Origin of the sequence: Lactococcus cremoris subsp. cremoris NBRC 100676 (assembly GCF_001591705.1) — a bacterium.
Taxonomy (GTDB): Bacteria; Bacillota; Bacilli; order Lactobacillales; family Streptococcaceae; genus Lactococcus; species Lactococcus cremoris.
Map to the genome: position 1 here is coordinate 1 of NZ_BCVK01000016.1, position 14,735 is coordinate 14,735.

Annotated in this window: 15 protein-coding genes and 1 pseudogene; 14 read left to right on the plus strand and 2 right to left on the minus strand. The window is 35.7% G+C overall.

The window, feature by feature from the left end:
- Nucleotides 1-203 precede the first annotated feature (203 nt).
- The 3 genes from LLA01S_RS04100 (at nt 204) to LLA01S_RS04110 (ending at nt 3,554) form a co-directional block, all read left to right on the plus strand.
- Entirely contained in the window at nt 204-536 is a 333-nt protein-coding gene (locus LLA01S_RS04100; RefSeq protein WP_011676161.1) for a helix-turn-helix domain-containing protein, read from the plus strand.
- A 204-nt stretch (nt 537-740) separates the two neighbouring features.
- Nucleotides 741-2,744, plus strand: coding sequence for a ribonuclease R (gene rnr, locus LLA01S_RS04105; protein ID WP_061777886.1), 2,004 nt, complete (start codon nt 741-743; stop codon nt 2,742-2,744).
- 318 nt (nt 2,745-3,062) lie between these two features.
- Nucleotides 3,063-3,554, plus strand: coding sequence for a TspO/MBR family protein (locus tag LLA01S_RS04110; protein WP_061777887.1), 492 nt, complete (start codon nt 3,063-3,065; stop codon nt 3,552-3,554).
- A 75-nt stretch (nt 3,555-3,629) separates the two neighbouring features.
- Here LLA01S_RS04110 and LLA01S_RS04115 read toward each other — a convergent pair whose 3' ends face one another.
- Nucleotides 3,630-4,310, minus strand: coding sequence for an IS6 family transposase (locus LLA01S_RS04115; protein WP_061777888.1), 681 nt, complete (start codon nt 4,308-4,310; stop codon nt 3,630-3,632).
- 41 nt (nt 4,311-4,351) lie between these two features.
- On the opposite strand from LLA01S_RS04115, the gene LLA01S_RS04120 reads away from it, so the two are divergent.
- The 10 genes and pseudogenes from LLA01S_RS04120 (at nt 4,352) to LLA01S_RS04170 (ending at nt 11,772) form a co-directional block, all read left to right on the plus strand.
- Nucleotides 4,352-4,672: an ATP phosphoribosyltransferase regulatory subunit gene (locus tag LLA01S_RS04120; RefSeq protein WP_255209967.1), complete on the plus strand. Its 321-nt coding sequence runs from the start codon at nt 4,352-4,354 to the stop codon at nt 4,670-4,672.
- Nucleotides 4,673-4,901: 229 nt separating this feature from the next.
- Nucleotides 4,902-5,528: pseudogene (gene hisG, locus LLA01S_RS04130) on the plus strand (ATP phosphoribosyltransferase).
- On the plus strand, nt 5,512-6,819 hold the full coding sequence (gene hisD, locus LLA01S_RS04135; RefSeq protein WP_021165366.1) for a histidinol dehydrogenase: 1,308 nt from the start codon (nt 5,512-5,514) through the stop codon (nt 6,817-6,819). Before hisG ends, hisD begins: the two are co-directional and overlap by 17 nt.
- The gene (gene hisB, locus LLA01S_RS04140) at nt 6,820-7,428 is read left to right on the plus strand and encodes an imidazoleglycerol-phosphate dehydratase HisB (protein ID WP_061777890.1); all 609 of its coding nucleotides are present in this window, start codon (nt 6,820-6,822) and stop codon (nt 7,426-7,428) included.
- Between the two features lie 11 nt (nt 7,429-7,439).
- Nucleotides 7,440-8,210 (plus strand): aminoglycoside 3'-phosphotransferase, encoded by a 771-nt coding sequence (locus tag LLA01S_RS04145; RefSeq protein ID WP_031286436.1) that lies wholly within the window; start codon nt 7,440-7,442, stop codon nt 8,208-8,210.
- A gap of 44 nt (nt 8,211-8,254) precedes the next feature.
- Nucleotides 8,255-8,863, plus strand: coding sequence for an imidazole glycerol phosphate synthase subunit HisH (hisH, locus tag LLA01S_RS04150; RefSeq protein ID WP_061777891.1), 609 nt, complete (start codon nt 8,255-8,257; stop codon nt 8,861-8,863).
- A complete protein-coding gene (gene hisA / locus LLA01S_RS04155; RefSeq protein ID WP_011676147.1) occupies nt 8,863-9,603 on the plus strand; it encodes a 1-(5-phosphoribosyl)-5-[(5-phosphoribosylamino)methylideneamino]imidazole-4-carboxamide isomerase in 741 nt (246 codons plus the stop codon). Before hisH ends, hisA begins: the two co-directional genes overlap by 1 nt.
- Complete coding sequence (gene hisF / locus LLA01S_RS04160; protein ID WP_061777892.1) at nt 9,572-10,351, plus strand: imidazole glycerol phosphate synthase subunit HisF; 780 nt, start codon at nt 9,572-9,574, stop codon at nt 10,349-10,351. The genes hisA and hisF overlap by 32 nt, the downstream gene beginning before the upstream one ends.
- Complete coding sequence (hisIE, locus tag LLA01S_RS04165; protein ID WP_061777893.1) at nt 10,348-10,986, plus strand: bifunctional phosphoribosyl-AMP cyclohydrolase/phosphoribosyl-ATP diphosphatase HisIE; 639 nt, start codon at nt 10,348-10,350, stop codon at nt 10,984-10,986. Before hisF ends, hisIE begins: the two co-directional genes overlap by 4 nt.
- The gene (locus tag LLA01S_RS04170) at nt 10,987-11,772 is read left to right on the plus strand and encodes a histidinol-phosphatase HisJ family protein (RefSeq protein ID WP_061777894.1); all 786 of its coding nucleotides are present in this window, start codon (nt 10,987-10,989) and stop codon (nt 11,770-11,772) included.
- 32 nt (nt 11,773-11,804) lie between these two features.
- On the opposite strand, the gene trhO is transcribed toward LLA01S_RS04170, so the two are convergent.
- Nucleotides 11,805-12,764 carry an oxygen-dependent tRNA uridine(34) hydroxylase TrhO gene (gene trhO / locus LLA01S_RS04175; RefSeq protein ID WP_011835164.1) on the minus strand — a complete coding sequence of 320 codons (960 nt, stop codon included), beginning with the start codon at nt 12,762-12,764 and terminating at the stop codon, nt 11,805-11,807.
- 422 nt (nt 12,765-13,186) lie between these two features.
- Between trhO and LLA01S_RS04180 the strand changes: the two genes are divergently transcribed.
- Complete coding sequence (locus LLA01S_RS04180; protein WP_061777895.1) at nt 13,187-14,728, plus strand: 2-isopropylmalate synthase; 1,542 nt, start codon at nt 13,187-13,189, stop codon at nt 14,726-14,728.
- Nucleotides 14,729-14,735 lie beyond the last annotated feature (7 nt).

Below are 14,735 nucleotides of genomic sequence, written 5' to 3' on the forward strand. Positions count from 1 at the left end.
CCCCAAGATGTGAAGATGTGGCAAGCAGATCCGCAGCCCTTACAGAGTGAGAAGGCTGTTATCAAGCAAACAAATAAGCTTAACCTTATAGTTAAACATTAAGTTGTTTAACTATCACTGTGTTTATAAAAAAGAATAAAAAGACTCCGAAAAATCTTAATTTTTCGGACAAATTAAATTTTGATATTTCGAAAGGAAAAATGATGGAAGAGAGCTTATTTTATAAACGTGTTAAAAAACTTGGGGAAGACTTAGGTAAATCTTTTAATCAAATTGAAAAAGAGTTGGGTTATTCGCGAAATGCCTTGAGTAATTATAAAACAAAGACAATGCCCTCGGCTATTCGCTTATTAGAGTTAGCAGAATACTTTGATGTAAGTCCACGTTATCTACTCGGAATGGACGAAATGTGCGAAAATAGTAGAGAAAAAAATAGCTTTACAGAATTTCTTTTTGAAAATTTGGATAAGAACCAAAAACTTGAGATCTGTAAACTTTCACAAATCTGGATGATGCACGAATTAAAGGAGAGTTAAGTTCAAATTTAATGCTATTTGGTTCCACTCATAGATTGTAATGAAAAGACAATGGATTCTTTTTAGAATTTATTTATATTAAAAAATTTATAATTAAAAACTGAAAAGGCCTCTGAAAAGGTTTTTTTGTTTACTGATAGTCGAATATTACTTACTGATTATGTTATGATAGAATGAAACAACTGGAGGAAGAAATAAACATATATGGTTCAGCTATCAGAATTAGCATCAGCACTTAAACAAACAGAAAGTAAAGGAGTATTTTCTAAACATCCTAAAGGCTTTGGTTTTGTACATCCAGAGAGTGAGACAGACAAAACTAATGATATCTACATCGGTCAAAACGAAACTAAATTTGCAATGGATGGAGATAAGGTTACTGTTAAGGTTTTATACCCTAAGACAGAAAGACGGGGCGCAAGCGGACAAATTATTAAAATCAATGAACGAGCAGTCGTTGATACAGTTGGAACTTACCGTTCTTTATCTAATCGCCAAGCCAAAGCTTTGGGATATAAAGGTCGAATCGAACTCTTTAATGACCGTATTTCAGATACTCTTTACATAAAACAGCCCTTAACAGGAGTACAAGAAGAAGATGTAGTAAGTATTAAAGTTACTCAATATCCAACAGATACTAAAGCATTTGAAGGAAAAATTACGCAAATCATTGGTCATAAAGGTGAAGTTGGCCTTGATATCTTAGAAGTTTTGTATGCTATGAAAATTCCACAAGAATTCTCAGCTGAAACATTAGCTGAGGCTGAGTCATTTTCTGAAGAATTAACCCAAGAAGACTTGCAAGGACGTGAAGACTATCGTAATGAAATCACTTATACCATTGATGGAAAGGATTCTAAAGATTTAGATGATGCGATTCATGTTAAGAAATTATCGAATGGACATTTTGAATTAGGGGTCCACATTGCTGATGTCAGTCATTATGTGACCGAAGGTTCTTCTTTGAATGAAGAAGCTTATGCGCGAGCAACCTCGGTTTATGTGACTGATAGAGTAGTTCCAATGTTACCTGTCAGATTGTCTAATAACCTGTGCTCACTTAATGAAGCTCAAGAACGGCTAACAATGTCTTGCCTAATGGAAATTGATGATAAGGGCAAGATTGTCACTTATAAGATATCTCCATCAGTCATAAAAACAACTTACCGCATGACTTATAGCAATGTGAACAAGATGATTCATCAGGGGCAAGAAGGACACCGCGAAGCATTAGAAAAATTTTCTAAAATTGCTGATTCGATAGAAGTAGCCGTTGAACTTCATGAAATTCTCGAAACAATGCGAAAAGATAGAGGGATGATTGAGTTTGATGAGAGTGAAGCAAAAATAATTTTAGATGATGAGGGTCACCCAATTGAAATCGTAAAACGTGACCGTGATACTGCAGAACGCATGATTGAATCCTTCATGCTTATGGCAAATGAAACTGTTGCTCTTGATTTCCAAAAGAAAAAATTACCTTCATTGTATCGTGTCCATGAAACTCCTAAGGAAAAAGCATTTGCTAAATTGATGGAAGCTGCTGCAGAAGCTGGATTTTCTTTGAGCTCTGACTCTCATCAAGCCATAAATTTCTTTGCTGATGAGATTAAAGGTACAAGTTTTGAAAAAGCCTTAACTTATCAACTTCGTCATACTATGTCAACAGCGGTTTATTCTGAAAAAAATACAAAACATTTTGGACTTGCAGCGACTAACTACACACATTTCACAAGTCCAATTAGACGTTATCCTGACCTAATTATTCATCGTTTATTACATTTATATCCTTCTGACCATTCCAACCGTACTAAGGATGAATGGAAAGAACGTTTGCCTGAAATTGCTAGTCACTCTTCCGATATGGAACACCGTGCTGTTGTCACTGAACGGATTATTGATGCGATGAAGAAAGCAGAATACATGTTAGAACGTATCGGTGAGGTTTATACTGGTACGATCACAGGAGTACAAAAGTTTGGTATTTTTGTAGCACTAGATAATACCGTTGAAGGTTTAGTTCGAGTACCAAATTTACATACTGGGACAACAGAAGAACTTGAATTTGACGAAGAAGTGAGTATTATTAAAGGGAAAAAATCGGAAACAATTTATCAAGTTGGAAAAGAAATAAAAATTCGTGTTATTGCTGCCAATAAACGAAAAGGAACAGTAGATTTTGAACAAATCGCTCCTGAAAAAAACTAGCAATTTGCTAGTTTTTTTCTTATGTTTTTTATTAGCTAATATCGTCTTTACAATATATTTTACATAACATAAATTATGTTAGTTGTGTTATTTTGAGTATAAGGGAGCCTTATTTTTGATTACGAATTGATTTAGGCACGGATATCAGTAGATAAATGAAATCAAAGTATTGCTTGAATTTTCTTGATAAAAAGATTGTTGCTATTTAAATTAAGTTATATAGTTATCAAGCGAATATGCTAGCTTAACAAACTATTTATGTAATAATATAGGTATGGTAATCAAAAAAACGCTTACATAGTTTTAGGGAGGGAACGTATGACTAGTAAAATAAAATCATTGACATATCTTCTATTATTTATTGTGGGAATCGAAATTATTGGTGGCCTATCTGGTTTCTTTGCTGGAAATATCAAGGAAATTTATAATAATCTCATACTTCCGCCGCTGGCTCCGCAAGATTATTTATTTGGAATTGTTTGGCCGATACTCTATGCTTTAATAGCTATTGCCGCTTATTTGATTTTTTATAATCTTAAAAATCAAAAGAGTGATAGCCAAATTGCTTTGTTTTATTTTGGAATACAACTTATTTTAAACTTCATCTGGAGTATTATTTTTTTCAAAGGATATTTTTGGTTGGGAGTCATTATTATTCTCCTACTAAATTTCATTGTTTACCTCTGTATCATCAAATTTTCAAAAATTAATAGGTTATCCTCTTTTTTCTTAATTCCTTATTTTATTTGGATTGTTTTTGCAACTTATTTAAGCATTTCAGTTGCCATTTTAAATTTGATATATTTTTAGTAAGAATAAGCTATTATTAAGGGTTCTGTTGCGAAGTTTGAAAATCAAACGCGCTCTCTCTGAACTCCAAATATCTTAGGCTGGTATTCCCATTAATCCCTTGATTTCAGTAGACACCGAAAAGCCGAAGAGCGTTCCATTTCTTCGGTTCTTTTTATATATTCCTCGAATGGTCTCCATGCCCTTAATCGTGGAAGAGGCTGTACGGAGACTTTGATAAAATTTATTCCGTCGTTTAATAGGTCGATGGTCTTGTTCTATTAAATTGTTAAGATACTTCACAGTTCGGTGCTCTGTCTTAGTATATAAACCCACACTCTGTAACTTTCTAAAGGCGGAGCCAAGAGAAGGTGCTTTATCAGTCACAATTGCTTTCGGCTCACCAAACTGTTTATGGAGTCGTTTTAAGAAAGCATAGGCTGCTTGCGTATCCCGTTTCTTTCGTAACCAGATATCTAAGGTTAAGCCGTCCGCATCAATTGCACGATAAAGATAATGCCCACGTCCCTTAATTTTGATATAGGATTCGTCCATTTTCCATGAATAGAAGGATTGTCTATTTTTCTTCTTCCAAAGATCATAGAGGACTTTGCTGTACTCTTGCACCCAACGATAAATCGTAGTATGACAAACATTTATTCCACGATCATATAACAATTCCTGAACTTCACGATAGCTTAGATTGTAACGCAGGTAGTAACCAACAGCGACAATAATGACGTCTTTTTTGAATTGTTTGCCTTTAAAATGATTCATTACTCTGTCCTCTCTATCTTTTTTCTCAATTTTACACTAAAATAGATTTTTTGGAAAACTTTGCAACAGAACCAGTTTTGGCAACAGGCGATGAAAAATTGTCTCAGGCACTCGAAATGCTTGAAGCGCTGAATTTACCTGACAAGACAGCGATTTGCCAGATTCACTATGATTTTGCCATGGTACCTGCGATGGGATACTATACTGGGCTGATGTTTCAGGTTTACGTAGAAGGCGTGGCGCAAGCGGTTATATCTGGTGGACGCTATGACAAGTTGCTGAAACAGTTCGGTAAAACCACGGGCTCAATTGGCTTTTGCGTGCATATGGACAATGTTATGAAAGGATTGAATAATGATTAGAATAGCAATGAGCAATGGCTGGAAGCGACCAAGGGGGAGCTTTCAGGTTGCAGATGAAGGCTTGCGTAAGCATGGTTGTCAAAGGCGACCAAGAGGGAGCTTTCAGGTTGCAGATGAAGGCTTGCGTAAGCATGGTTGTCAAAGGCGACCAAGAGGGAGCTTCCAGGTTGCGGATAGAAGCTTGCGTAAGCAAGCTATCTGCTCGCCCTTTGGCAGATAGGAGACAGATATGATTAGAATAGCAATGACCAAAGGGCGCATTCAAAAGCAGGTCACGATTTTGCTAGGACAGGCAGGATTTGATATGACGGCGGTGCGCGAAATGGGGCGTGAGTTGGTGGTAACCATACCAGATGATTTGGAAATTATTTTTGGAAAAGCCGATGATGTCATAACTTTTTTGGAGCATGGGATTGTTGATATTTGATTTGTCGGTAAAGATACGCTTGATGAAAATGATTTTGATGATTATTATGAGTTATTAGATTTAAAAGTTGGTCAGTGCATCTTTGCCCTTGCTTCCTATCCAGATTTTTTAAATAAAAAATTTCACAGGCGTAAGCGAATTGCTTCTAAATACCCAAGAATCACTAAAAATTATTTTGCTCAAAAGCAAGAGGATATTGAGATTATCAAATTAGAAGGGTCTGTTGAGCTTGGTCCAGTCGTTGGTTTAGCAGATGCTATTGTTGATATTGTCGAAACTGGAAATACACTGTCAGCAAATGGCTTAGTCGTGATTGAAAAAATCAGTCAAATTTCAACCCGAATGATTGTTAATAAAGCAAGTTTCAAATTCAAAAAAGATAAAATCATAGAAATAGTGGAGAGATTAGAAAATGCTCAAACAAATTGATTATCAAGGAAGTCTTGAAGAAGTTGCAAATAAATTTCAAGGACGAAAAGCCGAAGTTTCAGAAGAAGTAAATAAAAGTATTCATGAAATTGTCAAAGCTATTCGTAAAGAGGGTGATTCTGCTATATTTAGCTATGCAAAAAAGTTTGATGGATATAATGCTGACAAAAATAATTTACTTGTCACGCGCAAGGAACGAGAAGAGGGCTTAGAAAAAATTGATGAAAATTACTTTAGAATTCTGCGTCGTACCAAATCACAAATTGAAGAATTCCACAAGCATCAATTAGGAAATTCATGGAGCATTTATAAAGAAAATGGGGTTATCATGGGTCAAATTGCACGTCCTTTAGAACGTGTCGCCCTTTACGTTCCAGGTGGCACAGCAGCCTATCCTTCAACAGTTATTATGAACGCAGTGCCCGCACTTTTAGCAGGGGTTAAAGAAATTATTATGATTACACCAGTTAAGGCTGACGGACAAGTGAATACAAATATTTTAGCCGCCGCCGAAGTTTGTGGGATTGAAACAATCTATAAAGTCGGTGGCGCTCAAGCTGTGGCCGCCGTTGCTTACGGGACAGAGTCTATTCCTAAAGTTGATAAGATTGTCGGACCCGGAAATATTTTTGTAGCCACGGCCAAGAAAATTTGTTACGGTATGGTTGATATTGATATGATTGCAGGACCGTCAGAAGTTTTGGTCATTGCTGACGAAAAAGCAAATCCAAAATATATCGCTGCTGATTTAATGGCGCAAGCCGAACATGATAAACTTGCGTCAGCAATTTTAGTGACAACTTCTGAAAGTCTTGTTCAAAAAGTAGATGAAGAATTAGAAAAACAAGTTCAAAGTTTAGAACGTCGTGAAATTATTGAAAGTTCTGTCAGTAATTATGGTGGTGCCATTGTTGTCAAATCTATTGACGAAGCTTTCGAGGTTTCTAATCAATTGGCTCCAGAGCATTTAGAAGTTTTGACTACTGACCCTTTAGCCCAACTTCCAAAAATCAAAAATGCTGGTTCAATCTTTCTTGGAGAATATACGCCAGAACCATTGGGCGACTATATGTCAGGAAGTAATCATGTCTTACCTACTGGCGGAACGGCCAAGTTTTACTCTGGCTTAGGCGTCTACAATTTTGTTAAATATTCAACTTATAGTTATTATCCTAAAGAAATTTTGGCGGATTTCAAAGAAGATGTTGTAACTTTTGCTAAATCAGAAGGAATGAGTGCTCATGCCAATTCAATTTCTGTGAGATTTGATGATGAAAAAAAGGAGAAATAAATGCGTACAGCAACGATAACTCGTGAGACAAAAGAAACCCAAATCTATCTAACGCTTGATTTAGATGGCTCAGGAAGAAGCGAAATCGATACCAATATTGGTTTTTTAGACCACATGTTGATACTCCTTGCTTTTCATAGCGATTTTGATATTAAACTCACTGCTCATGGCGACCATGAAAATTTAGGCATGGACCCTCATCATCTCATTGAAGATGTGGCAATTTCTCTTGGAAAATGTATCAATGAAGCTTTAGGAGATAAACTTGGAATTCGTCGCTATGGCAGTTTTACGATTCCAATGGATGAAGCACTGGTTACCTGTGATTTAGACATTAGTGGACGCCCTTATTTGGTATTTAATGCCGATTTATCAGGAAATCAAAAACTTGGTGGCTATGATACCGAAATGACTGAAGAATTTTTCCGAGCCCTTGCTTTTAATGCTGGGATTACTTTACATATTAATGAACATTATGGGAAAAACACGCATCATATCATTGAAGGAATCTTTAAATCTATGGCACGTGCCCTTAAACAAGCGATAAGTATTGATGAGACTAAAGTTGGAAAAATACCAAGCAGTAAAGGAGTTTTGCGAGCGAATTAAAAGAGTTATACATTAACATCGAGGAATTCCCTGAAAAACTTCAGAATACGCTAAAAGATGCAAAAGTTTATGATAGCAGTTCGTCTCCTGAAGCCCAAGTGTTGTTCATTGATAAGAAAGACGGTTATTATTTAAAGATAGCTTCAAAAAAATCATTAGAGCGAGAAGCTGAAATGACAGACTATTTTAAAAAGAAAAATTTAGGCTTAGGATATATTTCTTATTTATCAGACCAGTCACAAGATTTTCTGCTCAAAGAAAAAATACAAGGAGACAATTATCTAGCAAAGCAGTATCTCAAAAATCCAAAACAACTATGTGATAGCCTTGCTGAAAATCTACGATTCCTTCATGAACAGAATTTTGAAGATTGTCCGATTTTAGACCATTCTGAACGTTATCTGAAAAAAGTTGAAAATAATGCAAGACTAAAGAAATCAAATCTAGATTTTGTAACTAACTATAATATTCATACACCCGAAGAAGCTTATGATTATATACAAAACAATAAACTATTATTAAAGGATGATACGCTTTTACATGGAGATTACTGTCTACCTAATATCATTTTAGATAATTGGCAATTTAAAGGCTTTATCGATTTGGATTGTGCAGGTGTTGGTGACCGACATATTGACCTCTTTTGGGGAGCATGGACGCTCAATTTCAACATTGGGACTGACCAATATCGTGATCGCTTCTTTGATGCCTATGGTCGGGATAAGATTGATATTGACCGATTGAAATTAATTGGCTGTTGTGAGGTTTTTGGATATTTTTAAATATAAATAGGAATTTATTTCCATTTACTATTGAAAGGAGAAGTATGGCAAATATTGTTATCATCGACTACAACCTTGGAAATCTTCAAAGTATCCAAGCAGCCTTTTTACGATTGGGACAAGAAACAGTAATTTCGAGAGATTTAGAAGAAATTCGCAGGGCAGATGCACTTATTCTTCCAGGAGTGGGGGCTTTTCCTACCGCAATGAATAACCTGAAAAAGTTTAATTTAATTGATGTTTTAAAGGAGCGAGCTGATGCCGGAATACCTATATTAGGGATTTGTCTAGGAATGCAAGTGCTGTTTGAAAAAGGAATTGAAATAGAAGAATGCCAAGGGTTAGGGCTTTTAAAAGGAGAAGCCATTCCAATAAAATCAAGTGAGAAAATTCCACACATGGGTTGGAATCAATTAAAACTAGTCAAAACTAAGCCAATAACTGCTTATTTGGCTGATAGTGATGAAGTTTATTTTGTTCGCTCCTATCAAGCGACTTGTCCTGATGATGAACTCATTGCCTATACAACATACGGAGAAGCGATGATTCCTGCCATTGTGGGGAAAAATAACATTATCGGTTGCCAATTTCACCCTGAAAAGAGTGGAAAAATTGGCGGAAAAATACTAAGAGCATTTTTGGAGGAAATTTAATGGAAATTATCCCAGCGATTGATTTACAAAATGGAGAAGCTGTACGTCTCTACAAGGGGGATTATGATAAGAAAACGGTCTATTCTAAAAATCCACTAGAAATTGCTCAAAAATTTGAACAAATGGGAGCAAAATATTTACATTTAGTCGACTTAGATGGTGCTAAGCTAGGGCAAACCAGAAATTTAGAGATTGTGCGAAAAATAAAAGACCAAACTAATTTAAAAATAGAAATTGGTGGTGGAATTAGAAATTTAGATACAGTTAGCCTTTATCTTGAACAGATTGGCGTAGAACGTGTGATTTTAGGGACTGCAGCAGCAGAAAAACCTGATTTTCTTAAAGAACTGTTGGTTAAATATGGTTTGAGCAGAATTGTTGTTGGAGTGGATATTAGGGAGGGTTTTGTCTCAACGAGTGGTTGGTTAGAAAAAACAACTCTTCCTTATCTATCATTTTTAAAAGATTTAGAGAAAATAGGTGTTAAAACCGTCATTGTCACTGATATTTCCAAGGACGGTACGTTAACTGGACCGAATTTTGAACTTTATGATGAGATTTCAAAAGAAACTTCTTTAGATGTCATTGTTTCTGGTGGGGTAAAGGATAGTTCGGATATTCAACGAGCAGCAGATTCTGATTTCTATGGAATCATTGTTGGAAAAGCTTACTATGAAGGAAAAATTAATCTTGAAAAGGAGTTCAATCATGCTAACAAAAAGAATTATCCCTTGTCTTGATATTAAAAATGGTAAGGTCGTTAAGGGAATCAATTTTGTTGGTCTAAAAGAAATTGGTGACCCAGTGGAGATAGCAAAAATATATGAAGAACAATGTGCAGATGAAATTGTTTTTCTTGATATAACGGCTTCTTTTGAAGAACGTGAAATTATTGGTGAGTTAATCGGACGTGCAGCACGTGAGCTTTCAATTCCATTAACCGTTGGTGGAGGAATTCGTTCTATTAACGATTTTAGAAGAATTCTTGCTAGTGGAGCTGACAAAGTGTCCATAAATTCGGCGGCAATAGAAAATCCTGAACTTATCCATCAAGCGGCTAATGAATTTGGCGTTCAATGCGTTGTGGTTGCGATTGATGCCAAGGCGAATGAATCGGGGTCTAGCTTTGAAGTTTATATCAAAGGTGGGCGAGAAAATACAGGAATTGATTTAGTTGAATGGGCCAAAAAATGTGAAAAATTAGGTGCAGGAGAGATTTTATTGACCTCAATGGATAAAGATGGTACAAAAACAGGCTATGATTTAAAAATGTTAAATGCCGTTTGCTCTGCAGTTAATATTCCCGTTATTGCAAGTGGTGGTTGTGGTTCTATTTCGGATATTATTGAAGTTTTTGAAAAGACAAAAAGTGATGCGTCCCTTGTTGCTTCTTTATTTCATTATGGAGAAGCAACAGTGGATAAAGTTAAAGAAGAACTCATAAAAAATCGTATTCCAGCAAGAATAATTAAGAAGGAGATTATATGAAACCAGACTTTCAAAAGCAGGCGCTTATTCCTGTCATTGTACAAGATTATCAAACGAAGCAAGTTTTGATGATGGCTTATACAAACGAGGAGGCCTATCAGAAAATGCTTGAAAGTGGCGAAACTTGGTTTTGGTCACGTTCAAGACAAAAACTTTGGCATAAAGGGGAAGAATCGGGTCATTTTCAAAAAGTAAAAGGGATGCGCTTAGATTGTGACCAGGATACTTTCCTTGTTTTTGTTGAGCAGACAGGTAATGCTTGTCATACAGGTGCCTATTCTTGTTTTTATGACGAAGTCATTCCTTTTGATGACTCGGATATTTTTGCTGATTTAGAAAAACAAATCGCTGACAGAAAAGCACATCCAGTAGAGAAATCATATACAAATTATTTGCTTGACCAAGGCATTGACAAGGTTTTAAAGAAAGTTGGTGAAGAGGCCAGTGAGGTAATTATCGCTAGTAAAAATTCGGATAAGACTGAACTCTTGGGTGAAATTGATGATTTGCTTTATCATTTATTTGTGCTGATAAATCAAACTGATATTTCTCTTGAAGAAGTGCGGCAAAAAGCGCGAGAGCGTCATCAGATTGAAGGAAACAAAAAGAAATTTCACACAAGGACGGCAGATTAAATGAAAAAATTAGATTATCATTTGCATTCTTATTTTTCGGCTGACAGCGAGGAAAATCCCAGAAATCATGTCTTAGAAGCGATTGAGCATGGTTTGGAGGAAATCTGTTTTACAGAACATCGTGATTTTTATTTTCCTGAGATTGATTTTTCGTTGAATGTAGCCAAGTATTTTCGAGAAATCAATAGATTACAAGTAGAGTTTAAAGATAAAATTACAATAAAAATTGGTCTGGAAATGGGGATAGATTTACGGTTTAAATCAGAAATTAGTGAATTTATCAATTCAGCTCCGTTTGATTTTGTGATTGCTTCTGTCCATGAAATTGATGATATAGAAGTCTATGATGGAACGGATTTTTATCTAAATAAATCTAAAGAAGAAGCTCAAAAAGAATATCTTTTAGCTTGTTTAGGTATTGTTCAAAATTTTGAGTTATATAATTCTTTTGGACACTTGGATTATGTTGCCAGATATGGCGCATACGCTGATAAATCAATAAATTTTGTGGATTTTGAAGTGATATTGCTAGAAATTTTAAGAAACTTGGCTTCAAAAGGTAAAGCCTTAGAAGTGAATACGAGATTGTTTAGTGAATCGAAAACTCAGCAATTTTACAGTGATTTATTGATTAATTTTAAAAAATTAGGTGGAGAATTTGTTACTTTAGGAACGGATAGTCATGTCGCAAAGCATGATTGGGCGGCAATTGATAATGCAAGAGAAATAATTAAAAAAGCTGGTTTTAAAGAATTAGCGACTTTCAGCAAGATGAAAGTAAAATAAAAAAAGTCTATTTGCAAATAGACTTTTTTATTTTATGATGCCAAATCTTTCTCAAGTAGAGCAAGGCGTTCTTGAACTTCTTGATTTGAAAGCTGATGAGCTTTGATATAGCGGTTATCTGGATGAACTCGACATTCATGTGAACAAGCACCAAGATATTTAGCTTCATTTTCTTTGGAAGCTAACATTTGTCTGTTGCATTCTGGATTTCCACAATTAATATAACGTTCGCAAGGACTTCCATCAAACCAATCACGTCCAACGATGACGTGTTCTTTTTGATTAATCGGAACTGCAATTCGACTATCAAAGACATACATTTGTCCATCCCAAAGGTCCCCTTGGACTTCTGGGTCTTTACCGTAAGTAGCAATTCCGCCATGAAGTTGACCAACATCTTTAAATCCTTCACGAACAAGCCAACCTGAGAACTTTTCACAGCGAATTCCACCTGTACAATAAGTTAAAACACGTTTTTCCATGAATTGTTCTTTGTTATCTCGAATCCACTGTGGAAGTTCGCGGAAACTTCTAATTTCAGGGCGAATTGCTCCTCGGAAATGACCAAGGTCAAACTCATAATCATTTCGTGCGTCAATGACAACTGTATTTTCATCAAGCATAGCTTCACGAAACTCTTTGGGATCAAGGTAAGCACCTGTGAGTTCCAAGGGATTAACATCGTCTTCTAAACTCAAGTTAACCAATTCTGGGCGATAACGAACATGCATTTTCTTAAAGGCATTTTGTTTGGCTTCATCAATTTTAAAAATTGTTGACGTGAAGCGAGAATCATTTTTCATGAGTGACATGTAAGCATTCGTTTGTTCAACAGTTCCTGAAACAGTTCCGTTAATTCCTTCGTCAGCAACTAAGATACGTCCTTTTAAACCTAGGGCCTTACAGTCTGATAGGTGCTTTTGAGCGAAAGATTCTCCATCTTCGATTGGGACATATTGATAATATAATAAAACTCGATAATCTTGAGTCATTTTTTCTCCTTATTCTATTGGTACATCATGATCCATTATAATTTAATCATTTTAGTCCTATCAAAAGCAACAAAATTGCTTGTCTATTTATTAACAAGCAACTGATCTATGGTCTTTATAAAAGATATTTAAAAGAAATTTTAATCTTTTTGTTGTTAAATTCTTGTTAATACAAAAAAATGCATTAAATATTATTATTTTATTGACAATTTAAAATATTACGAGTATTATAATGTAAATTAACAAAAAAGAGGAACTTGAAATGACATACACACAATTTTCATTGTTGTTGATCAAGGTGGACCTACATTAGCTTTTCGGCTAAAATATGTAGGTCCTATTTGACAACAGTCATTTCGAGGACCATGAGACGTCCTCAGGGGCGTCTTTTTTGTTTCTTAATAAAAAATAGAGGTAATATTATGCGAAAAATTGAATTCTTTGACACTAGCCTAAGAGATGGCGAACAAACACCTGGCGTGATTTTTTCCATAGCCGAGAAGGTAACTATTGCAAAACAACTTGAAAAATGGGGGATATCTGTGATTGAAGCTGGCTTTCCTGCAGCGAGTCCGGATAGTTTTGAAGCTGTAAAACAAATTTCTAAAGCTTTAAAGGAGACGGCGGTAACAGCATTAGCTCGTTGCGTTATAACTGACATTGATAAAGCAGTAGAGGCAGTAAGAGAAGCTCAACATCCACAAATTCATGTTTTTATTGCCACTTCACCCATTCACATGAAATATAAGCTCAAAATAAGTCCTGATGAAGTTCTAAAAACGATTGATAAATGCGTAAGACATGCTCATGAGCAGGTTGAAGTTGTTGAATTTTCGCCGGAAGATGCGACACGTACTGAACCGGAATTTCTCTTGAAAGCCGTTCAAACCGCAGTAGATGCTGGAGCAACTTACATCAATATTCCTGATACTGTTGGTTATACAACTCTGGAAGAATATGGAAAAATATTTAAAATGTTGATTGATAATATTAAAGCTGACCGTGAAATTATTTTTAGTCCGCATTGTCATGATGATTTAGGGATGGCTGTAGCAAATTCATTAGCAGCAATTAAAGCTGGAGCAGGTAGAGTAGAAGGTACGGTCAATGGAATTGGCGAACGGGCTGGAAATGCTGCGATTGAAGAAATTGCAGTTGCTTTGCATATTCGTAAGGATTATTATCAGGCGAAAAGTCCCTTAGTTCTTGCGGAAACAATGGCAACAGCAGAATTAATTTCGCAATTTTCAGGAATTGCTATTCCTAAAAACAAGGCGGTTGTTGGGGCAAATGCATTCGCTCATGAATCTGGAATTCATCAGGATGGTGTTCTTAAAAATGCCGAAACTTATGAAATCATTAGTCCAGAACTTGTTGGAATAAAACACAATTCACTACCACTCGGGAAACTGTCAGGTCGGCATGCATTTACTGAAAAACTGACCGAACTTAATATTTCATATGACGCAAAGGAACTTCCAAACCTGTTTGAACGTTTTAAACGTCTGGCTGACAAGAAAAAGGAAATTACTGACGCTGATATTCATGCTTTATTCACGGGCGAAACGGTGAAAAATCTGGCTGGTTTCATTCTTAATAATGTTCAGATTGATGGGCATAAAGCACTAGTCGAACTCAAAAACCAAGATGCTGAAATTTATGTCAGCCAGGGAGAGGGTTCTGGTTCAGTTGATGCGATTTTCCAAGCCATTGATAAAGTCTTTAATCATCAACTAAAATTAATTTCTTATTCTGTTGATGCTGTGACTAATGGAATTGATGCACAAGCAACAACCGTTGTTTCTGTCGAAAATCTCGCTACCGGTACAATTTTTAATGCTAAAGGGGTCGATTATGATGTCTTAAAAGGTAGTGCGATTGCTTATATGAATGCGAATGTACTGGTACAGAAAGAAAACTCACAAGGAAAGGTTGAACAAATTTCAGCTCATGATGGGATTTAAAAGACTA